This window comes from Kitasatospora sp. NPDC059577, assembly GCF_042735475.1.
In the GTDB taxonomy this organism is placed as follows: domain Bacteria; phylum Actinomycetota; class Actinomycetes; order Streptomycetales; family Streptomycetaceae; genus Kitasatospora.
Genome location: NZ_JBHWBZ010000030.1, coordinates 21,486 through 43,061, shown reverse-complemented (window position 1 = coordinate 43,061; position 21,576 = coordinate 21,486). Strand labels below are relative to the sequence as shown.

Genomic DNA, 21,576 nt, shown 5'->3' with positions numbered 1-21,576 from the left:
CTGGTCAGCGGTGCCGCCGTGGGGCAGGATGCCCCTCATGACGACCACACGGGGACTGGACGCCGACGGACACATCGCGCGGGAGGGCTCGCTCGCCCGCGTGCCGGCGCCGTTCGCCCCGGTGGTGGCCGCCGCCCGGGAACGGATCGCCGAGGCGTTCGGCCCCGACCGGCTGCACAGCGCCTACCTCTACGGCAGCGTCCCGCGCGGCACTGCGGTGCCCGGCGTCTCCGACCTCGACCTGCTGCTGGCCCTGCACCACGAGCCCACGGCGGCGGACCGGGCGGACGCCGACGCCCTCCAGGCCGTGCTGGACGCCGAGTTCGCGCAGGTCGACGGCGTCGGCGTGCTGCTCTTCGACACGGGCACGCTGCTCAGCGAACTCGAACGGCACGACCTGGGCTGGTTCGTGGCCTGCCTCTGCACCCCGCTGCTGGGCCCGGACCTCGCCGCCGGGCTCCCCCGCTACCGCCCCACCTCGCTGCTCGCCCGGGAGACCAACGGCGATCTGGCCCTCGCCCTGCCGGGCTGGCGGGAACGCGCGGCCGCCGCCGCCACGGACGCCGACGTCCGCGCCCTCACCCGCACGGTCACCCGCCGGATCGTCCGCACCGGCTTCACGCTGGTCATGCCCCGCTGGGGCGGCTGGACCAGCGACCTCACCGCCTCCGCCGAGGCCTTCGCCGCCCACTACCCCGGGCGCGCCGACCAGATGCGCCTCGCGGCCACCGCCGCCCGCACTCCCACCGCCGCCCGCACTCCCGCCGACGCCCGCACCGCCGACGCGGAACGGGCCGTGCTCGCCGTGCTCATCGACGACCTCGGCCCCTGGCTCGCGGCGGAGTACACCGCCGTCCACGGCGAGAAGGCCCCGCGCCCCTGACCCCTGCCGCTGCCCAGCGCCCGGGGCCCGGGCCCGTCAGTCCACGCAGGGGATCCCGCCCGCCCTCACCGCGGGCCCCTGCATCGGCAGGGCCGCCGACGGGTCGGCGGACGGGGTGCCCGACGCGGCACCCCCCGAAGACGCGGAAGCGGCTGCGGTCGGGGTCCGGGTGGTGGCGAGGGTGAGCAGGACGTGGCCCGGCGCCACGGCACCGGAGGACACCGCCGTGACGCCGTAGCGGGTGGCGAGTTGCTGGGCGTCGGCCTTCGCCCCGGTGCCGTAGGCCACGGTGGTGACCTTCGTCCTGGCCGGGGCGTCGCCGATCCTGCCCGCCGGGTAGCCGAGTTCGGCCAGTGACCTGGACTCGTTGGAGGCCGCACCGGCGCCGGCCGCCGCGTTGACGTCGACCACCGCCTTCGGCGGACCGCCCGACGCGGAGGGGGGCGGGGCGGCGGTGGGCGCGGCGGTGTCGCCCGCGGTGCCCCCGGGGGCGGTGCCCGACGCCGTCTCGTGGTTGAACAGCTGCCGGACGATCTTCTTGATCAGGTCCGGGTTGACGGTGTTGACCTCCTGCCCGCCGACGGTCTTGAACCCGGCGATCGGCAGGGTGTTGAACTCCACGTTGCCGCCCGTCAGGTTGGGCGCCTGCCGGGCGAAGTCGAGGATGTTCCACTCGTTGTCGATGACGACGTCCTTCTTCACCACCGCCAACAGCTTCTGCATCTGCCCGAGGTCGTTCAGGATGCCCTGCTGTTTGAGCTTGTACTCGACGGAGGAGATGAAGGCCTGCTGCCGGTGGGTGCGGTCGAGGTCGCCGTTGGTCAGGTGGTGGCGCTGGCGGACGAAGGAGAGCGCCTGGGCAGCGTCGAGGGAGCTGATTCCGGCCGGGAGTCTGAGGCCGGTGCCGCCGCCCTCGTGGGTGGCGGTCCGCGCGATGATCGGATCGTCCACCGGGTGGTTGAGGCAGACCTGGATCGGTTCGACCGCCTTGGCGATGTCGTAGAAGCCGATCAGGTTGACCTCCGCGAAGTGGTCGATCGGGACGTCCAGGAGGCTCTGCACGGTCTGGATGGTGGCCGAGCGGCCGGCCTCCCGGCTCTGCCGCTCCAGCTCCGCCTTGGAGAGTCCCTTGCCGGCCAGCTTCGGCTCGGCGGCCTCCTTGGCGATGCCGTACGCCTCCTTGATCTTGTGCATCCTGCCGTCGGCGCCCACGGTCTGCACGTAGTCGTCGCGCGGGACGGACAGCGCGGTGACCTTGCCGCCGTCGGCCGGGATGTGCAGCACGATCAGGGCGTTGGTGTTGTAGCCGCCGATCCCGCTGGATCCGGCGTGCAGTTCGTCCTCGACGAACTGTTTGGGCAGGTCGTTGCCGTCCATGTCCTTGCGGCTGTCGAGGCCGATCAGCAGCAGGTTGACGGACTTGTCGAGGTGCGGCGGGGCGTTCTTCTTCGCCTCGCTCAACGCGGTGGACTTGAACATGCCGTCGTCCAGGCTGCGGTACTCGTACCAGGTGAAGCCGCTGGCACCGAGCACGGCGACGGAGACGGCGCAGGCCAGGGTGCGCCCGGCGACGGTCAGCGGGGCGGCCCCGCGCCGCGGGGCGCGACCGCGCGGAACGCCGCCGCGGCCCGTCCGTCCCGCGGTGCCGCCGGTGCGGTTGCCGTTCCGGCTCCGGTTGCGCTCAGCCACGGCGGCTCGCCCCGGCCGGGACGCCGGGACCGCCGGGTCGTCGACGGCCGAGCACGGCCCGGCGGCCGTCGGCCACTGCCCGGCCGACGGCCACCGCCAACGCCAGGCCCACCGCGGCGGCCATCACCGGGAACGCCTCGACCACCCAGCGCAGCGCACCGGTGCCGAGGTTCCCGCCCCGGTACCGGTCGGGCCGCGCCGCGTACTCCACGCCCGACGCGACGAGCAGCACCACGACCGGAGCCGCCGTCACCACCCACCACCGGCCCGCCCGGCTGCACACCGCCGCCGCGGCGCCCGTCCCCAGCACCGAGGCCACCGCGAAGAGCGGGCCGACCCCGGGCCCGCCGAGTTCGTCCGCGACACCGCCCAGCACGGGCAGTCCGACCGCCGCACACAGGGCCACCAGGCCGCCGCGCCGCCGCGCCTGCTGCCGTCGGCGCGCCGCCCCCGCCCGCAGCACCCGCGCCGACCGTTCCGCGCCGCCGCGCCCGGCGTCCGCCGCGCCTGCCGGGCCGTCGGCCGTGCGGGAGCGCTGGGCCGGGAAGGCACGGTCCTCGGTGCGCGGTCCCGCGTCCTGGTACGGCGTTCTCGCCCGCTGGCCGGCCATGCGCACTTCCCTCGATCGTTGCGGCTGCGGCGGCGCGATCGCACCGTCGCCGACGCCGGGACGCCTTCGGTCCCGGCGGCGATCCCGTCCTCTACACCTCTGTAGAAGTCGGTTTGGAGCATACAAACCCGAGTCGACCACGTCACTCGCCGCCGACCGGCAGCAGGCGAACCGTTCGGCGGGCCGTCGTTAGGATGGTCATGATCCCCGCCACGTCGGCACACCATCAGGAACGCATCAGAGGAGCAGAGCGTCACCATGTTTGAGAGTCTGAAGAACCTCGCGGACAAGGCCACCGACCTCGCCCGCGAGCACGGCGACGTGATCGGGCAAGGCCTGGAGAAGGTCGGTGACGCGATCGACGACCGCACGGACGGCAAGTACAGCGGGCAGATCGACACCGGCGTCGCGAAGGCGAAGGACTTCCTGCACAACCTCGACGACGACCGGAAGCCCGCCGAGTAACCTGCCACCGGGCACGACCGACCGTACGGCGATCGAACGGACACACGGGCGAACGGGGAGGGGCCGGCAGCGGTGAGCGAGGAACAGAAGGGGTCGGGCTGGGGGCGCTGGCTGGTGATCGGCGTCGTGGTCGTGGCCGGACTCGGCCTCGTCCGCGGGAACGGCCACGACGGCCCGACCTCCGCCGACCCCTCGCCGTCCGCCGCCGCGTCGTCCCCGGCGTCCGGCACCGCGCCGTCGACCGGAGCCCCGGCCGAGCCGTCGAAGCCCCCGGGCCGGTACGACCCCGCCGACTACGCCGCGCCGGTCCGCCAGTACGCCGCCGAGGCCGGGGTCAACCCGCAGCTGCTGATGGCGATCCTCTACAACGAGTCGTACAAGCCGCACGACCCCGAGCTCGAACGCGCCTGGCAGCGCAGCAAACCGGACGCCTCCTTCGGCATCGCCAACATGCACCGGGCCGCGTTCGACGACACCAAGCCGGGCCGCCCGTTCGCCACCCGCCAGTGGGAGGAGCTCCCGGACGACCGCAACCTGGCCGTCCAGGCGGCCGCCTGGCACCTGCACGACCTCGCGGCTCGACTACCTGCCCACCCTGGCGTGTCGCTGAGCCGGGACGAACTCGTCGCCCTCGGCTACAACGCGGGCGCGGGCAACATGCTGGCCTTCGCCCGGGGCGTCAAGATCGGCTCCCAGGCGCAGTCCTACCTGGACCGGCTGCGCGACAACTGGGCGAAGTCCGGCGACGCCGTGAAGTGAGACCCGTGAAGTGACACCGGTGGAGTGACGCCGTGAAGTGACACCGTGAAGTGACACCGTGAAGTGACACCGGTGAAGTGACGCCGTGCAACGGCGGAGTGAAGTGACGGCGTGAAACAGGACCGTGGCGCGCGGCATGAGCCGGGGAGCCGGGGCCGGCTGCCGTCGGCCCCGGCTCCCCGGGCGTCAGACGCCGAGGCGGGCGGCCCACGCGGCGCGCCAGGCGAGCGCGTCGGCGACGCCCTCGGCGATGCCGCGCCGGGGCTGCCAGTCGAGCAGCTCGCGGGCGGTGTCGACGGCGGCGTAGCAGCCGATCACGTCACCGGGGCGTGGCCCCGCCTCCCGGACGTCGAGCCGGGTGCCGACGGCCTGTTCGAAGGCGGCGATCAGCTCACGGACGGTGGTGCCGTCCCCCGTCCCGACGTTGATCACGCGGTAGCGGTCCGCCGCGTCCGGCGCGATCACCCCGTCGAAGCGGAGCAGCGCCGCGACGTGCGCCTCGGCGAGGTCCTGGACGTGGACGTAGTCGCGGATGCCGGAGCCGTCCCGGGTCGCCCAGTCGACGCCGGTCACGGTGAACGGCGCACCGGTGGTGTGCGCCTCGATCAACTTGCCGAGGGCGTGGGTGGGGTGGAGGTCCTGCAGGCCGGTGCGCAGCTGCGGGTCGGCGCCGATCGGGTTGAAGTAGCGCAGGGCGATGACGCGCTGGCGCTCGGCCCCCTCGCCGCGGGTCCAGTCCTGGAGCACCTGCTCCATCATCTGCTTGGTGCGCGCGTACGGGCTGTTGGCGTCGACCGGGCTGCTCTCGTCGACCCGGGCGTCCGGGGTCGGCGCGTAGATGGAGGCGGAGCTGCTGAAGAGGACGCGGGTGCAGCCGTGCCGCTGGAGGGAGTCCAGGAGCTCGATGGTCTTGGCCACGTTCTCCCGGTAGTAGTACAGCGGCTTGGCCACCGACTCCGGTACGACGATCTTCGCGGCGCAGTGCACCGTCGCGTCGATGTCCGGGTGGTCGGCGAAGATCCGGTCGAGCAGGGCCGTGTCGGCGATGTCGCCCCGGTAGAAGATCCGGTCCTCGACGAACTCGGCGCGGCCCTTCGACAGGTCGTCCAGCACGACCGGGGTGATCCCCCGGTCGATCAGCGCGGACGCCACCGTGCTGCCGATGAACCCCGCACCGCCGGCGATCAGGACCTTCTTCATGCGCGGACGCTCCCCTGCGATCGGCCGGGCGCCCGGTGGCGCCCGATGACAGGAAGGGACGTCGGTTCGTACCCGGGCGGTTCCCGCGGAGGCGTCCCGGGGCCGGGGGCGTCCGGGGGCGGGGCGCCCGGAGGCTGGGCAGGGCCGGGCCGTTCAGGACCGGCGGCGGCGGAGCCAGAGACCGGCGGCGGTCAGGAGGACGGCCGCGGCGGCGGTGCCGACGGCGGCCCAGGTGGTGCTGTCGGAGCCGGACCCGCCGTCGGGGGCGGCCGTGGTGTCACGGGTGGCCCCGGCGGTGGTCGGCTGCGCGGGACCGGACGTCGGGGCGGGGGCGGACCCGGTGACCGGTTCCAGGGTCGGCCCGGTGGCCGGTTCCGGGGCGGGCCCGGCGGTGGAGCCGGCCGACGGCGAGGCCGCCGTGCCTGCGGGCACGGGGTCGTTGATGACGGTGGCGTCGACGTCGAGTTCGCGCTGGGCGTGGCCCAGGGAAGGGAACGCGCAGTCCACGGTCACCTGCCAGTGCCCGGCGGGGAGGATCTCCCGGGTGGTGTAGGTGCCCGGGTGGCCCGGGACGGTGACCAGGCGCCACGGGCCCACCGCGCGGCCGTCCGCGGCGGTGGCGGAGAGGGTGCCGGCGAAGCCCTCGGTGACCGGGTCGCGGTCGTTCTCCCAGGTGGCGACGGTGCTGACATGGCCGTTCTGCTGGCCGGTGACGTCGAGGTGGACGCTGTCCCCGTGGGCGGCCGCGGGCACGGCGACGGGCAGGACGGCCGCCACGGCGAGCGCGGCGGCGGCGAGGATCGGGCGGGTTCGCATGACGGTCATTCCTCGTGGCGGTGTGCGGGACGGGCGCGGGAAGCGGGGGCGCCGGGCCCGGCCGCCTCGGGAGGGAGGACGGCCGGACCCGGCGTGGGAACCGAACGGTTCAGGTCGTGCGGCTCGCGGTCGTGGCGCTCGGCGGTCGTGACGCTCGACGGTCGCAGTGATGACGGTCGCAACGGTCGCAACAGTCGCAACGGTCACGGCGGTCGTGACGCGCCACTGCCGCAGCGCCCCGCGGACTCGCGGGCCTACCGGCTCACGAGGTCTTCAGCAGCGACCAGGTCTGGTACGGCCGGCCGTTCGCCTGCTGCAGCTCCAGCAGCCAACCGCCGTAGTACCAACGGTCGCTGAGCCCCAGCACCATCGAACCACCGTTCGCGGTGACGGTGAACCCACCGTCCGCGGCGGTGAGCTGCCACTTCTGCGCGGCCGCGTCGGAACACGGCTGCTGGGCGACGTACTGGCCGGCGACCGGGGCGCCGCCGAGCTGCAGGCACTTGTTGGAGCGCGCCGACTTGATCCGCACCGAGCCGTCGCCGGCGTCCTCGAACTGCCACTTCTGGTTGGCGTAGCCGGTGCGCTGGTAGGCGATGGCCACGGTGCCGTCGTTCATCGAGCTGCCCCACAGGTCGGCCGCCTGGCCGGTGAGGCCGTTGACCATGGTGTAGTTCGCGCCGGGCTGCGGGCGACCGGCGTCGGAGACCGTACGGAAGGTGGCGGCGCGGCCGGGCTTGCCGACGGCGCCGGCGGCGTCGCGGACGGCGACCGCCACGGTGTACGAGGTGCCGGGGGCGAGGCGGACCACGCCGACCACGGTCGAGCGGACGGTGCCGATCGCCTGGCCGTTCAGCAGCACGTCGTAGCCGGCCGCCGACGGAGCGGCCTTCCAGCTCAGCATGACGGAGTTCTGGGTGATCTGGCTGACCGTCACGTCAGGACCGGTGTTGCCCGCAGTCGGGGTCGCGGTCGGCGACGGGGAGCCGGTCGGCGTGGCGGTGGGGCTGCCGGTGGGCGTCGGGGACGGCGAGGGCGTGCGGGTGGGCGAGGTCGTCGAAGTCGGGGTCGGGGTCGGCGTGGGGGTCGGGGTCGGGGTCGGAGTGGGGTTCGGACCGGTGCCGCCGCCGGAGATGAGGAAGCGGTTGTTGGCGACGTTCCAGTGCGTGGTGAGGTAACTGCCCGGCGCGGGAGACGTGTTGTAGTAGTCGTCGTGGTTGCAGTCGAGCCGGTCGTCATGGGCGCGGTCCGGGCAGACGGTCCGCATCTGCGGGTAGTTGGGGGCGTCCGAGTAGCACATGATGTCCCACTCGTCGACGCAGTGCCCGGCCTTGCTGGAGTTGGGCGCGCTGTTGTTCACCGCGCCCAGGTTGTGCCCGAGTTCGTGGGCGGCGGTGCTGCCGCTCCAGCAGCCGGAGTCGGTCCGGCCGTACGAGGGGCCGAAGTTGCTCAGGTTGTCCTGGCTGGGGCGCTCGTCCCCGGCGAAGGTGCCGATCCCGCAGTACACCTTGGCGTCGGTGAACATCATGTACTTGCGGTCCTTGCGGTTGAACCCCTGCGCGGCGAGGGCCCGGTTGCTCGCGTTGAAGTCCTGGATCTCGGAGTCGGAGATCTGCACGTTCAGCACCGAGGCCGTGCAGTCACCCTCGGTGACGAAGCGGACGTGCCGCTCGCCGCCGGTCTCCGCGGCGCTCGCGTTGTAGATGACGTCGACGTCGGCGGCCCACTTCTTGAACGAGGGCAGGTACTGGGCGAACCGGTCGCTGCCCGGAGCGTGGACGTACACCACCTGGACGCGGTTGCCGCTGCTGCCGTCACCGTCGCAGATCAGCTTCGACCCGGCGGGCGCGGCCCCGGCCGGCTCCGCGGCAGCGGTGCCGGAGCCGCCGAGCAGCGCCTTCTGCGTGGCGTCCAGGACGGGCGCGGAGCCCTTCAGCAGGTCGGCGGCGGCGGGCGGCTGGGCACCGGCTGCGGGGGTGAGCGCGGGTGCCTGCGCGGCCGGGGCCGCGACCGGCGCGACGTCCTGGTGGATGTCGACGCCCTTGGGCGGAACGTCCGGGCCGTGGCTGCACTGGGTGCTGCCGGTGACCTCCAGCGTGCCGCCGCAGCGGTCGCTGCCCGGCAGGCTCAGTCCCGCGTAGACCAGGCCGCGATCGGGCTGGTCCTTGGGTATCGCCTTGAGCGGCACGGCCTTCTCGTCCCGCTTCGGCGCGGGCGCCTGGGTGGCGCCCTCGGCGGTGCCGGTCTCCCCCGGCCCGCCGTCGTCGCCGATCAACCCGGCCTGCGAGCCCGAGTTGTCGGCCACGTCCGCCGCGGCCGTGACGGCGCCGTGCACGCCCGCCGGCTCCAGCGCGGTGCGGATGCCGAGCGTCCCCGCCACCAGCCCTGCCGCCACGGCTGCGGCGACCAGGGCGCTCCTGCGGGTGAGCCTGCGGCGCTTTCGCCGACGAAGCTCGCTGCTCCGGTGTCCCATCGCGTTCCTTTCCTCGTGCGACGACCCGCGCCCTGTGGTGAATGAGCGGCGCAGGCCTTCCGACACTCCGGAGAGCGAAAGGGACCCCAGGGAATAACAGAAACCTCTTGCGAAACTTTTCGATCCGTTCGATCGGGCGGCGCAGGCCGACGGCACGGGAGAACCGTCCGTGGACCGAGGAAACGGCGTGGGAGGGCCGAAGGCGCACCCGGAAGTGTGCGCACCGTCCGGACCGTGGCGGTCCGTCAGCGACGGACGAGAGTCAGGCCGCGGCCCCCACGGCCCGCGCCCCGGCGGACGCCGCCACGGCTGCGGCGCCGCAGCCGCCGTGCAGTCGGGCCAGCGCACCCGCCAGGGCGACGCGGTCCCCGGCGAGCCAGAGCCGCAGGGCGGCGGAGAGCGCGGCGCTGGCCGGCCCGGCCGACGGGCCGCCGGCACGGACGAGCCGCTCGCCGAGCAGCGGCAGCAGGTCCGCGACCGGGGCGGGCAGCCACAAGGTGAGGGCGAAGGGCGCGGGCCGGGCCAGGACCCGCATCAGCGGCAGCACGGACGCGTCGTCGTGCAGGGCGGGGATGACCTCCAGCAGGCCGTCCACCGCCACGTCGGACACGTCGCCGCCGTGCCCGCGCGCGAGTTCGCGCAGCAGTGCCCGTTCGGCTGCGGTGATCCGGACGGTCAGCATGACCTCGTCGCAGTCCATGGTCCCGGCCCCTCGTCGTGGAGTTCGTGGAGTTCGTGGAGTTCGTGGAGTTCGTGGAGTACTGGTGCTTCGTACGGCACCGGCGTTCCGCGGAGCACCGGGGCCCCCTGACCGCCGGGAGCACCGGAGTGCCGGGGTGCCGGAGTTCGTGGAGCATCCGTGTGCGGTCGTGTCATCGCCGTGTCAGTCCCGTGCCGACTGGGTTCCTGCCCCGTTCCGGCGGCCCGACACCGGTTCGATCAAGCCGTAATGGCCGTCGTAGCGGCGGTAGAGCACGCGCAGTCGCTCGTCGGCGACGTCGGTGTACCCGACGAACGGGCGGCCGGTGAGCCAGAGCCGGCGGGCCGCCTCGGCGGGGTCGAGCGGCGGCACTGCGTCGCTGCCGACGGCGCACGGCTCCACGACGCCGCTGAGCGGGCAGCGGTGCACCAGGCTGTCGCGTCCGGTCGCGGCGTCCGCGAAGAGGTGGAACCGCCGGTCCAGCGCCAGCAGTTCGCGTGCGGCCTGCCCGGGGGTGCGGGTGGCGAGCACCACCGTCTTGTGCCGGGCGATCCGCCGTCGGGCCAGCGGACGGTCGACGTACTGCGGGCGGTAGGCGCTCTCGTACGTGGCGGCGAAGCCGATGTCGCCCTGCTCGCGCAGCCGGACGACCCGTCCCGTGAGCGTTCCCAGCACCAGGTCGACGGACTCCCGTGCGGTCCCGGTGGCCAGTTGCACCCGGACCGGCCCGGTGTCCTCCAGTTCGACGTCCACCTGGGCCAGCGCGGGCCGGCTGAGCCACCGGTCCCCGCTCACCGTCCGGGTGAGCCGCAGCCGCAGCGCGTGCGTGTCCGGCCCGAGCGCCGTGGCTGTGACCAGCGCCCGGGCCCTGGCATACTCGGCGTCCTCGCGCGGCAGCTCGCCGCGGATCTCCACCCGGACGTCGAGCGCGGGCCGGTGGCGCAAACGGGTCATCAGAGCCCTCCTTCTCCGCCACCATGCTGGCCTTCGGGCGGCCGCGCGGCGAGGGTCCAAAGACCCTGCGGTCGGGCCCTGCGGGGGGCCTTCGGGTCCAGCACATCGGCGCAGGTCAACCCGACTCTCCCGGGCAGGCACGGAAGGGTCAGGGAGATCGGCCGTTGGAGTGATCCCCGCGCGTTCGGCGCAACGCCCGTGGAACGGGCGCGTTTGCCATGGCGTGCGCCCTCCAGTGGGGGTGCGCGCGGGGACCGCACTGGCCGGTCCCCCCGCCTCGCGGCCGACCCGCCGGTGCCCCTCCCGGCACCGTCCGCGCCGGCCCCTCTGTGAGAGGTAGTGTCATGACCCTGATGACCGAGACACGGAAACGGATCGTCCCCCCGAGAACCGCGCCGCGCCCGTCCCCCCTGGCCCGCGCGGCCGTCCCGCCGCTGGCCCCCGGCGCCCTCCCCGGCCTCGGGCACGCCGCCGCCCTGCTGCGCGACCCGCTCGGCTTCCTCGGCTCCCTCGCCCGCCACGGCGGCGTGGTCCGCATCCGGCTCGGACCACGCACCGTCTGCGTGGTCACCGACGCCCGGCTCGTCCACACCCTGCTCGTCGCGCTCGCCCACGACTGCCCGCGCGGCGCCGTCCAGGACACCCTCAAGACGGCCTTCGGCGACGGCCTGCTGATGTCCGAAGGACAGGCCCACCGTGACCGGCGCCGGATCATCCAGCCCGCCTTCGGCCCGGACCGGATGGCCGAGTACCTGGCCGTGATGCACCAGGTCACCGAGGAACGCGTCGGGCGCTGGCGCCCCGGTCAGGTCCTCGACGTCGCCAAGGAGATGAACCACCTCGCACTGGAGATCGTCACCCGCTCCCTGTTCGGCGCCCGCCTCAGCGAGGACGCCACCCTCGCCTTCCACCGGGCGCTGCCGGACCTGGTGAAGGGCCAGATCGTCCAGTCCCTCTACCCACACCCGTCACTCGCCCGACTGCCCCTGCCCGTCAACCGGCGCTTCGACGCCGCCGTGCGGGTGCTCAACCGGGTCGTCGACCAGGCCGTCAACGGACCTGCGGCGAAAGCCCGTTCCGCCGAGGGCCGAGGCACCCTGCCCGCCCTGCTGCGCGCCGCGACCGACCCGGCCACCGGCCGCCCGCTCACCGAGGCCGACGTCCGGTCCGAGGCGATCACCATGTTCGGCGCGGGCACCGAGACCGTCTCCACCACCCTGACCTGGCTGCTCGACGAACTGCTGCGCCACCCCGAGGTGGAGGCCCGCGTCCTGGCCGAACTCGACGAGCACCTGCCCGCCGGCACCGTCCCCACCCCCGAGGCACTGGCCCGGCTCACCTACACCCGTGGCGTCACCCAGGAGGTGGTGCGGCTGCACGCGCCCAACGCCTTCCTGATGCGCACCGCCCGGGTCCCCGTCGAACTCGGCCCGTACCGGATCCCGGCCGGCACCGAACTGCTCTACAGCCTCACCGCGTTGCACCGCGACCCCGTGCGCTACCCCGAACCGCTCGACTTCCGCCCCGAGCGCTGGCAGGACGGCGGTGGCGCCGGCCGGCCCTCCTTCCTGCCGTTCGGGGCGGGCAAGCACAAGTGCATCGGCGAGGCCTTCGCCTGGGCGGAACTGACCGTCGCGGCAGCCGGCGTCCTGCGCCGCTGGCGGCCGGTCGCCGAGCCGGGATCGCGGGCCCGGGAGGTGGTGTGGACCACGGTCCAGGCGCAGGGGCTGTGCGTCCGGCCGGTCCCGCGCGACCAGCGGACGTCCGGCGGGACACGGGCCCCCATGACCGCTCGCGCCGAACGGCCGGCGCCCGGGAGCGGCGCGACGCCCTCGCCCGACGAGCCCGCCGCACCGGGCGGCTGCCCGTTCACCGCCGCCCCCGCAGCCGCACTGCCACCGCGCCCGCCCGGCGACCTGCTCGCCGCCGCCGACCGGCACGCCGACTGGGCGGTCCGCCGCGGCCTGCTCACCCCCGCGGAGCTGCCCGGCTACCGGGCCTACGCCCTGCACGAGCTGATCGGCCACGCCTTCCCCCGCACCCGGGGCACCGAACTCGACCTGCTGGTGGACGTCCTGGGCTGGTTCACCATCCTCGACGACCGCTTCGACGGCACCCCCGGTCGCCGCCCGGCCGAGGCCCACGCCCTCGTCGACCCGCTGATCGCCCTCCTCGACGGCGACGACACCCCGCCGGACTCCCCGCTCCTCGACTCCTGGCGGGAACTGTGGAACCGCCAGAGCGCGTCGATGTCCCCCGCCTGGTGCGCCCGCGCGGCCCGCGAGTGGCGGGCGTGCCTGGCCACCTTCCCCGCCGAAGCCGACCACCGCGCCCGCGGCACCGTGCCCGCCCGCGGCCTCGGCCTGGCCGACACCATGCGGCTGCGCCGGCACGGCAGTTGCCTCTACCCGTTCATGAACATACTGGAACGGGTCCACGGCACCGAAGCCCCCGCCGCCCTCCACGCGGAACCCGCGCTGCACCGGCTGCGGGCCAACACCGCCGACGCCGCCACCCTGATCAACGACCTCTACTCACTGGAACGGGAGGAACGGCAGGCCGCGGCCGCCTTCAACACCGTACTCACCCTGCAGCGGGCCCGCGGCTGCACCCGCAGCCGGGCCGTCCGCGCGGTCCGCGACCGGGTCGCACTGCTGCGCCGGGAGAGCGAGGAGCTGCGCCGCGACCTGCAGCGCCGCCACCCGGCGGGGCGCTGGTACCTGGACGGCACCCGGGAGCTGGTCGCCGGCGTGCAGGCCTGGACCAGTACCACCGACCGCTACCTGGTGCGGGACGGCGGGCAGCGGCGCCGGTGAACGGACGGGCGCCTGCGGCGGGCCGGGCTCCCCGGGCACGGGCGGACAGGGCCTACTTCCGGCCGCCGAGTGCGAACAGCAGCAGCACGAAACCGGCGAACAGGTGCGTGGCGAAGACGTAGATGCCCGCGCGGATCAGCATCGCCTTGCGGCGCCGCTTCTCCTCGCTCGTGCTGTCGCTCGTGCTGTCACTCGTGCTGTCGCTCATGGCGGACGGTTCTCCTCGGGTCGGCGGACGGGCCGGGTGCGGCTCAGCGGGGCTGTCGGACGCCGGACGCGCGCAGCTCGGTGAGCAGCGCGCCCTGGTCGGTGATCAGCTCGGTCAGGATCCGGCGTGCCGCGCGCAGCAGTTCGGCGACGTCCGGGGTGCTGAGCGCGTACACCACCGTGTTGCCCTCACGGGTGGCCGTGACCAGCTGGGTGCGCCGCAGCACCGCGAGCTGCTGGGAGAGGTTGGACGGCTCGACCTCGATCTCCGCCAGCAGCTCGCGCACCGGCCGGGGTCCGTCCTGGAGCAGTTCCAGGACCCGGATCCGCACGGGGTGGCCGAGGGTGCGGAAGAAGTCCGCCTTGGCCTGGTACAGCGGGACCGGCATCGTCCGCATGCCTCCCTCGGGTCCGGCTCGGGCCGGCTCGGTGATCGTCCTGACCGGGCGGGTCCGTGCCGCGGCCGGTAGGCATCATCGCGGACAGATGAAGATTTCTTCAAGTCGTCACAGCCCGGCGGCTTCCCGTCGACGCGCGGAAGTGACCCGCGCCACACCTGCGACCGCGCCCGGGCACGCCGACGCCGAGCCCGGGACGCTGCCAACTCCCGGGCTCGGCAGTCACGGTGACGAGCCGTCAGCAGACTACAGGCACATCGACCGTCACCGGGGCCGGTCCGCGCCAGATCGCCTCCACCGAGAAGGACGCGTGCACGGTCGAACCGCACGGCACGGTCGTGGAGATGCCGTCGACCCGCACGGTGCTGACCGTGAACACGGTGCGGCCGTTCACCGCGCCGAGCGAGGTGCCACCGGCCACGTCGGCCGACAGCCGGGTGAGCAGCTCCTGCGGCGCCGGCGGCCACGGGGTGCCCGGCGACGGCGGGCCGGCCAGGCCGATCTGCCCGTACAGCACGACGCTGTCGCCGGTGACGTCGGCGCAGACCTTGGTCGACAGCCCGGCCTGCAGGCCGGACCACCCGCAGGTGGTGACGGTCGTCGCGGCGGCGGTGGCCGTCGCGGCCGAGGCGAACGCCGGCACGGGCGCCGCGAAGAGGGCGACGGCACCGGCGGTGCCCGCCGCGATCCTGGCGATGCGGTTCATTGACTGCTCCTTGGGAGGCGGTGAGGACGATCAGAGACAGGTGGCGTGGCACATATGACATTTCATAGGTCCACGACAGAAACTCTGCCATGCGATTCCTATGCCCCGAACGCTTTTACCCTTGGAACGGCCGCCTCGACCGAAACCAGACCTTCGATGGCGCGATCACCCTCGACCGGCCGAACGGCCACAACCTTCCAGGCGACGGCAGCGTTGACCCCAGGTGAACCGCTTCCGCACCGCCGCCGCGGGCCTCCTCACCCTCCCCACCCTCCTCGCCCTGACGGCCGCCGGCCCACCGGCCGCCACGCCGGCCGCCGCACCACCGGCACCACCGCCACCACCGGCGCCCTCCGCGCCGCCCGCCCCACCACGCGCCGCCCGGCCGGCCTCACCCCCGGCGTCCCTCCTGGGCACCGAGATCCGCCGGATCCCGACCGAGGAACGCGTCCTCGTCCTCACCTTCAACGCCGCCTGGGACGAGACCGGACTCGACACCGTCCTCGACGTCCTGCGCGACCGCGCCGCCCCGGCCGCGTTCTTCCCCACCGGCGACTTCGCCGACCGGCACCCCGGGGCGATCCGCGCCATCGCCGCCGCCGGCCACGGCCTGGGCAACCACTCCTACAGCCACCCGGACTTCTCCGCCCTCACCGCCGAGCGGGCCCGCACCGAGGTACGGCGTGCCGACACCGCGATCCGCCGCGCCGCCCCCGGAACCGACCCGCTGCCGTTCTTCCGCTTCCCGTACAGCGAGACCACCCCGCAGGCCATCGCCACCGTCAACGAACTCGGCTACGCCGACCTGGAGTTCACCGCCGACACCAACGGCTACCTGGGCCCCGGCCACGGCATGACGGCGGACCGCGCGGTCGAACGCGCCCTTGCCGCCCTCACCCCGGGCGCCGTCCTCCAGCTCCACGTCGGCGCCACCGACGAGGGCGGACCCGACACCTGCCTCGACGCCGAAGCCCTCCCCCGCATCATCGACGGCGCCCGGGCACGCGGCTACCGCGTCATCGACCCGCGCACACTGCTCGACCCGTGACCCTCCGGCCCGGGGAGCAGCCCCGCGCGCCGGGGCAGCCGGCGGCGGCGCGTCCGCGCATCGCCGCCTGGCTCCCGCACCGGGCCGACGCCCGCCTGCTCCGCCGCCCACCCGCCGACCGACCGCTCCGCCGCCCACCAACCGCCCGCCGCCTGCTCCGCTGCCCGGCCCGTCAGTCGAGGGCGGCGCGCAGGGCGTCGACGCGGGAGACGGCGGTGGCGAAGGCGTGACGGTCGAGCCGGCCGGAGTCGAGGGCGGCGGCCAGGGCCTCGGCGGCGTCCGCGCCCTGCCGGGGGTCACGGGCGGAGCAGAGCAGCAGGTCCATGCCGGCTTCCGCGGCAGCCACCGCGCGGTCGCCGGTGTCACCGTAGGGGGCGAGCGCGCCGGCTTCCATCGCGTCGGTGACGGTGACGCCGTCGAAGCCGAGGCGGCCGCGGAGTTCGCCCTGGATGACGGCGGGAGACAGCCCGGCCGGGCGTTCCGGGTCCAGCGCCGGGTACACCGCCCAGGAGGCCATGACGAGCCCCACGCCCGCCGCGATGGCGGCCCGGTAGGGGGCCTCGTCCCGCGCCCGGATCTCCTGCAGCGGCGCGGTGAGGGTGACCGGGCGCTCGTCGGTGTTTCCGTCGAGCGGGGCGGTGCCCAGACCCGGGAAGTGCTTGGCGGTGGCGGCCACGCCGAGGCCCTGCTGGGCGGCGAGGAAGGCGCTGCCCAGGCGCCCGACCGTGGCGGGGTCCTGGCCGAAGGAACGCTCGTGGTGGTCGATGAAGTTGTCCGGGGTGTCGTAGACGTCGAGCACCGGGGCGAGGTTGACGTTGAGCCCGGCGTCGGTGAGGGTCCGGGCGGCGCCGGTGCCGGAGGCCACCGCGGCGGCGCGCGGGTTCGGCGCCGACCCGACGCGGCGGGCGGAGAGTTCGGGCGCACCGGGCAGCCGACGGACCTTGCCGCCTTCCTGGTCGGTCATCAGCAGCAGCGTGCGGGGCTTCGGCGCCTCGGCCGCCGCCTGCTTCAACGCGTCGACCGCTTCGGCGAGTTGTTCCGGCCCGGTGATGTTCTCGCCGAACAGGATCACTCCGGCCGCCCGGCCTTCCCGGATCGTCTGCAGCACCTCGGGCGGTGGGGTCGGGCCCGCGTACGAGAGGACGATCCGCCGGCCGGCGAGCACGCGGGAGTCCTCCTGCTCCTGGGCGTCCATCGCTACGGTCCTCTCGGGGTGGATGAGGCGCGGCCCGGGCGCGGCTCCGGTCGGCACGGGCCCGGGCGCGGCCCCGGTCGGCACGGGCCCGAGTGCGGCCCCCAGGACCGCCAGCATGGCCCCGAACTGGGCGACTCGCCGGAAGGGAGCCATCACGTCTCCTGGGTCGACAGCGGACTACGGCCCGTCAGCGTACCCACGGCCCGGTTCCACCAGTCCGCCCCGCATCAGATTCATCCGATAATCCGACAGCTACTTCACCGCAGGAACGCGAGGTGCCCGGATGCCTTCCGACCGGGACCAGGACGCTCCGCCGCGCCCGCGCGTCCCCGCCCCGCTCCGGTACCGGTCAACGGAGAGGACCTCGTCGCCGGGCGGCCGGACCGGGCGCGCTCACCCTGCGTGGCGGACCAGCCGCCCCAGGACGGCGATGCCCTCGGCGATCTCCGCTGGTGCGCCCGCCGCGTAGCCGAGGACCAGTCCGGGCGGGGCCGGGAGGCGGGTGTGCCAGGAGAGGGGCTGGACCTTCACGCCGCGGGCGAGGGCGGCGGTGGCCAGTTCGGTGTCGGTGCAGCCGAGGTCCTCCGGCAGGGTGAGCATCAGGTGGAGGCCGGCCGCCGCGCCGTGGACGGTGGCGCCGGGGAGGTCGCTGCGGATGGCGGCGATCATGGCGTCCCGGCGGCGGCGGTGACGGCGGCGCAGCAGCCGCAGGTGGCGGTCGAGTTCGCCGGATTCCATCAGGCGGGCGAGGACCAGCTGGGGCAGGACGGGGTTGCCGAGGTCGGCGAAGCGCTTGGCGTCGAGGACGGCGTCGCGGAGCCGGGCCGGCACCAGCAGCCAGCCGGTGCGCAGCGCGGGGGCGAGCAGTTTGGAGACGCTGCCCGCGTAGCAGACCCGGTCCGGCAGGGCGGCCCGCAGGGCGGGGACGGGCGGCCGGTCGTAGCGGTGTTCGGCGTCGTAGTCGTCCTCGATGACCAGGCCGCCCTCGGCCGCCCAGTGCAGCAGCTCGCGGCGGCGGTCGCCGCCGAGGACGACGCCGGTCGGGTACTGGTGGGCGGGGGTGAGCAGGACGGCGGGGGCGCCGGTGGCGCGCAGGGCGTCGACCCGGATGCCCTCGGCGTCGACCGGGACGGGCGGCGTGGCGGCGAGCCAGTGGGCGAGGTGGCGGCGGGCGCCGAGGGAGCCCGGGTCCTCGACCGCGACCTCGGTGATGCCGGTCCGTTCGAAGGCCCGGCCGAGCAGGGCGAGGGCCTGGGCCGTCCCGGCGACGATCAGGACCTCGTCGGGGTCGGCACGGATGCCCCGGTTGCGGGCGAGCCAGTGGGCGACGGCCCGGCGCAGGGCGGGGGTGCCGCGGATGTCGCCGTAGCCGAGGTCGTGGGCGGCGAGGCCGTCCAGGACGGCGCGTTCGGCCCGCAGCCAGGCGGTGCGGGGGAAGGCGGCGAGGTCGGGCAGGCCGGGGGTGAGGTCGATCCGGGCGGGGGTGCCGCGCAGCCGGTCGAACACCTCGGCGTCGGGGTCGTCCCCGAAGAGCTCGGGTGCCGCCGCAGCGGGGTGGGGCGGCTCGGGTGCGGGCGGGGCGACGGGTGCGGCCGGGGCCCCGACCACGACGGTGCCGCCGCGCCCGCGCCCGGAGAGCTGCCCCTCCTCGGCGAGCCGCCGGTAGGCGTCGGTGACCACCCCGCGGGAGACGCCGAGTTCGGCCGCCAGCACCCGGCCGGCGGGCAGTCGGCTGCCGGCCGGAAGCCGGCCGTCGGCGACGGCCTCACGCAGTCGGCGGGCGAGCCAGTCGGTGAGGCCGCCGGGCGGGGCGTCCGCGGTGTCGAGCTGGAGGAAGTCGGCACCGGCCTCTTTGGACCTGTCGGACACGGCACGTTTGGACCTGTTCACCGGACCATAGTGGCGCGAGGGTGGGGCCCATGACCACGGAAACGGCACGGCCCGAGAACACGAACTACGTCCACGGCTACTCGGACACCGAGGCGCAGCGCCTCGGGGACCAGGCGGACACCCTCGCCGACCTGCTGCACGCGGGCACGGCGTACCCGGCCGGGAGCCGGGTGCTGGAGGCGGGCTGCGGGGTGGGGGCGCAGACGGTGCACCTGCTGGCCTCCGGCCCCGGCGTCCTGCTCACCGCGATGGACCTGTCGGCGGAGTCGCTCGCACAGGCCCGCGCCCGGGTGGCGGCGCAGGCGCCCGACGCGGAGGTCACCTGGCACCACGGCGACCTGCACCGGATGCCCTTCCCGGACGGCGCGTTCGACCACGTCTTCCTCTGCTTCGTGCTGGAGCACCTGCCCGATCCGGCGGCCGGGCTGGCGGCGCTGCGGCGGGTGCTGCGGCCGGGCGGCACGATCACGGTGATCGAGGGCGACCACGGTTCGGCCTTCTTCCACCCGCAGAGCCCGGCGGCCCGGCGCACGATCGACCACCTGGTCCGCCTCCAGGCGGAGGCGGGCGGCGACGGGCTGCTCGGCCGCCGCCTCCACCCGCTGCTGTCGGAGGCGGGCTTCACGGACGTGGCGGTGCGCCCGCGGACGGTCTACGCCGACGACGGCCGCCCGGCCCTGGCGGAGGGCTTCACCCTGCGGACCTTCGTCGCGATGGTCGAGGCCGTCCGGGCGGAGGCGCTGGCCGCCGGGCTGAGCACGCCGGACGACTTCGACCGGGGCATCGCGGAGCTGCGCCGCGCGGCCGGGCCGGGCGGGACGTTCCACTACACCTTCTTCAAGGCGGTCGCGGTCAACCCGTGAGGCCGCGCCGCGGCGGACGGCCGCCCGGGCCGCGGCAGCGGGTGGTCCCCCGGGACGGAATCGCCCGGCTACTCCTCGCCGTCCCCGAGGGTGGCCAGCAGGGTGCGCATCGCGTCGACCAGTGCGGCGGTGCGGTCGTCGTCCAGCCCCTGGAGGAGGCCGAACTCGGTGGCGAGGTGGTCGGGCAGGGCGCGTTCGATCAGGGCGTGCCCCTCGGGGGTGAGGGCGACCTCGCGGCTGCGGCCGTCCTGGTCGCTGCGGGTCCGGGTGACCAGGCCGCGGGCCTCCAGGCGGTCGAGGCGCTGGGTGATGGCGCCGGAGGTGACCATGGCGGACTGCATCAGGCCGGTGGGGGTGAGGCGGTAGGGCGGGCCGCTGCGTTTGAGGGTGGCGAGGACGTCGAAGGAGGCGGCGTCGAGGCCGTGCTCGGCGAAGGTGCGGTTGAGCGCCGCGTCCACCAGGCGGTAGAGGCGCTTGAGCCGGCCGAACACCTCCATCGGGGAGACGTCCAGGTCGGGGCGCTCCGCGGCCCACTGCGCGACGACGCGGTCCACATGATCTGCCACGGCACCAGGGTAGGCGATGCGCGAGGGTTTCCTTAGCGGTGAGGTAACTGTGAGCCACGTCACCGCCAAGGAGCGGCGAAGAATGCCTTAGCGCTGAGATACATTGGCTTAGTGCTAAGACATCGCCTCGCCGTCGTGCTGGTGACCGCCCTCGCCCCCGCCGTCTGGGGGACGACCTACCTCGTCACCACCGAGCTGCTCCCGCCCCACCGTCCGCTCCTCGCCGCCGTCCTGCGCTGCCTGCCCGCCGGGCTGCTGCTGATCGCCCTCACCCGCCGGCTGCCGCAGGGCAGCTGGTGGTGGCGCGCGCTGGTCCTCGGCGCGCTCAACATCGGGGCGTTCCAGGCCCTCCTCTTCATCGCGGCCTACCGCCTGCCCGGCGGCATCGCGGCCACCGTCGGCGCCGTCCAGCCGCTGATCACCGCCGGACTCTCGGCCGCCGTCCTCGGCGACCGGCTCACCCTGCGCACCGTGCTCTCCGGCATCGCGGGCGTGGCGGGCGTCAGCCTGCTGGTCCTGCGGGCCGGTGCGACATTGGACGCGCTCGGGGTGGCCGCCGCCCTCGGCGGCGCGGTGGTCATGGCCGCCGGCGTCGTCCTCTCCAAGCGCTGGGCGTCCCCCGCCCCGCTGCTCGCCACCACCGGCTGGCAGCTCACCGCCGGCGGACTGCTGCTGGTGCCGGTCACGCTGCTCACCGAGGGCGCGCCGCCGACCCACTACACCGGCGCCAACCTGCTCGGCTACGGCTACCTCTGCCTGATCGGCGCGGCGTTCACCTACGTGCTCTGGTTCCGCGGTCTGCGGGCGCTCACACCGACCTCGGTCTCCTTCCTCGCCCTGCTCAGCCCGGTGGTCGCCACCGTGATCGGCTGGCTGGCGCTCGGACAGGACCTCAGCCCGCTGCAGGCGCTCGGCGCGCTGATCGTGCTCGGCTCGCTCGTCGTCGCCCAGACCCAGCGGCCCCGCACGACCGGTCCGTCCGCGCCGGGGGCCCGGTCGGCCTCCGCACCACCGGTGCGCGAGAACGCCTGACCCCGCGCGGCCACCCCGGCCCCTTCGTCACCCATCCGCACGCATCACGTCCAAGGAGAACTCCCCATGCGCATCACCGTGTTCGGCGCCACCGGCAACGTCGGCGGCCGGGTCGTCGCCGAGGCACTCGCCCGCGGCCACCAGGTCACCGCCGTCCTCCGGGACCCGGCCAAGCCGCACGGCCTGCCGTCCGCCGCCGCCATCGCGGTCGGGGGGGGGCGGGGGGGGCCCCGCGCGGCGGGGGGGGGGGGCGCGCGCGCGCGCGCGCGGGGCGCGGCGCCCCCCCCGCGCGCGCGCCGGCGCCCC

At 74.8% G+C, this 21,576-nt stretch carries 21 protein-coding genes; 8 read left to right on the top strand and 13 right to left on the bottom strand.

Going from position 1 to position 21,576, the window contains the following annotated elements; translation table 11 throughout:
• Window positions 1-37: 37 nt before the first annotated feature.
• Window positions 38-883 (top strand): nucleotidyltransferase, encoded by an 846-nt coding sequence (locus tag ACFV0O_RS23025; RefSeq protein ID WP_380344778.1) that lies wholly within the window; start codon window positions 38-40, stop codon window positions 881-883.
• 36 nt (window positions 884-919) lie between these two features.
• Here ACFV0O_RS23025 and ACFV0O_RS23020 read toward each other — a convergent pair whose 3' ends face one another.
• Both ACFV0O_RS23020 and ACFV0O_RS23015 read right to left on the bottom strand, forming a co-directional pair.
• Window positions 920-2,572, bottom strand: a complete 1,653-nt coding sequence (locus ACFV0O_RS23020; protein WP_380344775.1) for an LCP family protein — start codon at window positions 2,570-2,572, stop codon at window positions 920-922.
• Window positions 2,565-3,182, bottom strand: coding sequence for a DUF6542 domain-containing protein (locus ACFV0O_RS23015; RefSeq protein WP_380344772.1), 618 nt, complete (start codon window positions 3,180-3,182; stop codon window positions 2,565-2,567). The genes ACFV0O_RS23020 and ACFV0O_RS23015 overlap by 8 nt, the downstream gene beginning before the upstream one ends.
• A gap of 258 nt (window positions 3,183-3,440) precedes the next feature.
• On the opposite strand from ACFV0O_RS23015, the gene ACFV0O_RS23010 reads away from it, so the two are divergent.
• Both ACFV0O_RS23010 and ACFV0O_RS23005 read left to right on the top strand, forming a co-directional pair.
• Window positions 3,441-3,647: an antitoxin gene (locus ACFV0O_RS23010; protein ID WP_380344769.1), complete on the top strand. Its 207-nt coding sequence runs from the start codon at window positions 3,441-3,443 to the stop codon at window positions 3,645-3,647.
• A gap of 72 nt (window positions 3,648-3,719) precedes the next feature.
• Window positions 3,720-4,406, top strand: coding sequence for a transglycosylase SLT domain-containing protein (locus ACFV0O_RS23005; protein WP_380344767.1), 687 nt, complete (start codon window positions 3,720-3,722; stop codon window positions 4,404-4,406).
• Between the two features lie 186 nt (window positions 4,407-4,592).
• On the opposite strand, the gene galE is transcribed toward ACFV0O_RS23005, so the two are convergent.
• The 5 genes from galE to ACFV0O_RS22980 form a co-directional block, all read right to left on the bottom strand.
• Window positions 4,593-5,606: a UDP-glucose 4-epimerase GalE gene (gene galE, locus ACFV0O_RS23000; RefSeq protein WP_360257543.1), complete on the bottom strand. Its 1,014-nt coding sequence runs from the start codon at window positions 5,604-5,606 to the stop codon at window positions 4,593-4,595.
• A 153-nt stretch (window positions 5,607-5,759) separates the two neighbouring features.
• On the bottom strand, window positions 5,760-6,422 hold the full coding sequence (locus ACFV0O_RS22995) for a hypothetical protein (protein WP_380344764.1): 663 nt from the start codon (window positions 6,420-6,422) through the stop codon (window positions 5,760-5,762).
• A 262-nt stretch (window positions 6,423-6,684) separates the two neighbouring features.
• Window positions 6,685-8,895, bottom strand: a complete 2,211-nt coding sequence (locus ACFV0O_RS22990) for an RICIN domain-containing protein (RefSeq protein ID WP_380344761.1) — start codon at window positions 8,893-8,895, stop codon at window positions 6,685-6,687.
• Window positions 8,896-9,157: 262 nt separating this feature from the next.
• Window positions 9,158-9,595: a hypothetical protein gene (locus tag ACFV0O_RS22985; protein WP_380344759.1), complete on the bottom strand. Its 438-nt coding sequence runs from the start codon at window positions 9,593-9,595 to the stop codon at window positions 9,158-9,160.
• A gap of 183 nt (window positions 9,596-9,778) precedes the next feature.
• The gene (locus ACFV0O_RS22980; protein ID WP_380344756.1) at window positions 9,779-10,549 is read right to left on the bottom strand and encodes a sigma 54 modulation/S30EA ribosomal C-terminal domain-containing protein; all 771 of its coding nucleotides are present in this window, start codon (window positions 10,547-10,549) and stop codon (window positions 9,779-9,781) included.
• Between the two features lie 353 nt (window positions 10,550-10,902).
• On the opposite strand from ACFV0O_RS22980, the gene ACFV0O_RS22975 reads away from it, so the two are divergent.
• A complete protein-coding gene (locus tag ACFV0O_RS22975; RefSeq protein ID WP_380344753.1) occupies window positions 10,903-13,365 on the top strand; it encodes a cytochrome P450 in 2,463 nt (820 codons plus the stop codon).
• Window positions 13,366-13,417: 52 nt separating this feature from the next.
• On the opposite strand, the gene ACFV0O_RS22970 is transcribed toward ACFV0O_RS22975, so the two are convergent.
• The 3 genes from ACFV0O_RS22970 to ACFV0O_RS22960 all read right to left on the bottom strand — a co-directional run bounded on the left by ACFV0O_RS22970 (window position 13,418) and on the right by ACFV0O_RS22960 (window position 14,676).
• The gene (locus ACFV0O_RS22970) at window positions 13,418-13,573 is read right to left on the bottom strand and encodes a DUF6126 family protein (protein WP_380344750.1); all 156 of its coding nucleotides are present in this window, start codon (window positions 13,571-13,573) and stop codon (window positions 13,418-13,420) included.
• A 43-nt stretch (window positions 13,574-13,616) separates the two neighbouring features.
• Window positions 13,617-13,961 carry an ArsR/SmtB family transcription factor gene (locus ACFV0O_RS22965; protein ID WP_380344887.1) on the bottom strand — a complete coding sequence of 115 codons (345 nt, stop codon included), beginning with the start codon at window positions 13,959-13,961 and terminating at the stop codon, window positions 13,617-13,619.
• Window positions 13,962-14,208: 247 nt separating this feature from the next.
• Window positions 14,209-14,676, bottom strand: a complete 468-nt coding sequence (locus ACFV0O_RS22960) for a hypothetical protein (protein ID WP_380344747.1) — start codon at window positions 14,674-14,676, stop codon at window positions 14,209-14,211.
• 223 nt (window positions 14,677-14,899) lie between these two features.
• Between ACFV0O_RS22960 and ACFV0O_RS22955 the strand changes: the two genes are divergently transcribed.
• Complete coding sequence (locus ACFV0O_RS22955; protein WP_380344745.1) at window positions 14,900-15,724, top strand: polysaccharide deacetylase family protein; 825 nt, start codon at window positions 14,900-14,902, stop codon at window positions 15,722-15,724.
• A 172-nt stretch (window positions 15,725-15,896) separates the two neighbouring features.
• On the opposite strand, the gene ACFV0O_RS22950 is transcribed toward ACFV0O_RS22955, so the two are convergent.
• Together ACFV0O_RS22950 and ACFV0O_RS22945 are read right to left on the bottom strand one after the other, a co-directional pair.
• Window positions 15,897-16,919 (bottom strand): glycoside hydrolase family 3 N-terminal domain-containing protein, encoded by a 1,023-nt coding sequence (locus ACFV0O_RS22950; protein ID WP_380344742.1) that lies wholly within the window; start codon window positions 16,917-16,919, stop codon window positions 15,897-15,899.
• Window positions 16,920-17,312: 393 nt separating this feature from the next.
• Window positions 17,313-18,788, bottom strand: a complete 1,476-nt coding sequence (locus tag ACFV0O_RS22945; RefSeq protein WP_380344739.1) for a PLP-dependent aminotransferase family protein — start codon at window positions 18,786-18,788, stop codon at window positions 17,313-17,315.
• A gap of 50 nt (window positions 18,789-18,838) precedes the next feature.
• On the opposite strand from ACFV0O_RS22945, the gene ACFV0O_RS22940 reads away from it, so the two are divergent.
• Window positions 18,839-19,672 (top strand): methyltransferase domain-containing protein, encoded by an 834-nt coding sequence (locus ACFV0O_RS22940; RefSeq protein WP_380344736.1) that lies wholly within the window; start codon window positions 18,839-18,841, stop codon window positions 19,670-19,672.
• Between the two features lie 68 nt (window positions 19,673-19,740).
• Here ACFV0O_RS22940 and ACFV0O_RS22935 read toward each other — a convergent pair whose 3' ends face one another.
• Window positions 19,741-20,238, bottom strand: a complete 498-nt coding sequence (locus ACFV0O_RS22935; protein WP_380344734.1) for a MarR family winged helix-turn-helix transcriptional regulator — start codon at window positions 20,236-20,238, stop codon at window positions 19,741-19,743.
• A 111-nt stretch (window positions 20,239-20,349) separates the two neighbouring features.
• Here ACFV0O_RS22935 and ACFV0O_RS22930 point away from each other — a divergent pair, with 111 nt between their 5' ends.
• On the top strand, window positions 20,350-21,270 hold the full coding sequence (locus tag ACFV0O_RS22930) for an EamA family transporter (RefSeq protein ID WP_380344731.1): 921 nt from the start codon (window positions 20,350-20,352) through the stop codon (window positions 21,268-21,270).
• A gap of 66 nt (window positions 21,271-21,336) precedes the next feature.
• On the top strand, window positions 21,337-21,576 hold a 240-nt coding region (locus ACFV0O_RS22925), incomplete at its 3' end, for an NAD(P)H-binding protein (RefSeq protein ID WP_380344728.1).

What these genes read in the sequence shown, in the direction of transcription:
- ACFV0O_RS22940 (WP_380344736.1), top strand. Translation starts at nt 18,839, where the DNA reads ATGACCACGGAAACGGCACGGCCCGAGAACACGAACTACGTCCACGGC.
- ACFV0O_RS22985 (WP_380344759.1), bottom strand. Translation starts at nt 9,595, where the DNA reads ATGGACTGCGACGAGGTCATGCTGACCGTCCGGATCACCGCAGCCGAA.
- ACFV0O_RS22990 (WP_380344761.1), bottom strand. Translation starts at nt 8,895, where the DNA reads ATGGGACACCGGAGCAGCGAGCTTCGTCGGCGAAAGCGCCGCAGGCTC.
- ACFV0O_RS22970 (WP_380344750.1), bottom strand. Translation starts at nt 13,573, where the DNA reads ATGAGCGACAGCACGAGTGACAGCACGAGCGACAGCACGAGCGAGGAG.
- ACFV0O_RS22975 (WP_380344753.1), top strand. Translation starts at nt 10,903, where the DNA reads ATGACCGAGACACGGAAACGGATCGTCCCCCCGAGAACCGCGCCGCGC.
- ACFV0O_RS22995 (WP_380344764.1), bottom strand. Translation starts at nt 6,422, where the DNA reads ATGCGAACCCGCCCGATCCTCGCCGCCGCCGCGCTCGCCGTGGCGGCC.
- ACFV0O_RS23025 (WP_380344778.1), top strand. Translation starts at nt 38, where the DNA reads ATGACGACCACACGGGGACTGGACGCCGACGGACACATCGCGCGGGAG.
- ACFV0O_RS22960 (WP_380344747.1), bottom strand. Translation starts at nt 14,676, where the DNA reads ATGAACCGCATCGCCAGGATCGCGGCGGGCACCGCCGGTGCCGTCGCC.
- ACFV0O_RS23010 (WP_380344769.1), top strand. Translation starts at nt 3,441, where the DNA reads ATGTTTGAGAGTCTGAAGAACCTCGCGGACAAGGCCACCGACCTCGCC.
- ACFV0O_RS22950 (WP_380344742.1), bottom strand. Translation starts at nt 16,919, where the DNA reads ATGGACGCCCAGGAGCAGGAGGACTCCCGCGTGCTCGCCGGCCGGCGG.
- ACFV0O_RS22980 (WP_380344756.1), bottom strand. Translation starts at nt 10,549, where the DNA reads ATGACCCGTTTGCGCCACCGGCCCGCGCTCGACGTCCGGGTGGAGATC.
- ACFV0O_RS22965 (WP_380344887.1), bottom strand. Translation starts at nt 13,961, where the DNA reads ATGCCGGTCCCGCTGTACCAGGCCAAGGCGGACTTCTTCCGCACCCTC.
- ACFV0O_RS23015 (WP_380344772.1), bottom strand. Translation starts at nt 3,182, where the DNA reads ATGGCCGGCCAGCGGGCGAGAACGCCGTACCAGGACGCGGGACCGCGC.
- galE (WP_360257543.1), bottom strand. Translation starts at nt 5,606, where the DNA reads ATGAAGAAGGTCCTGATCGCCGGCGGTGCGGGGTTCATCGGCAGCACG.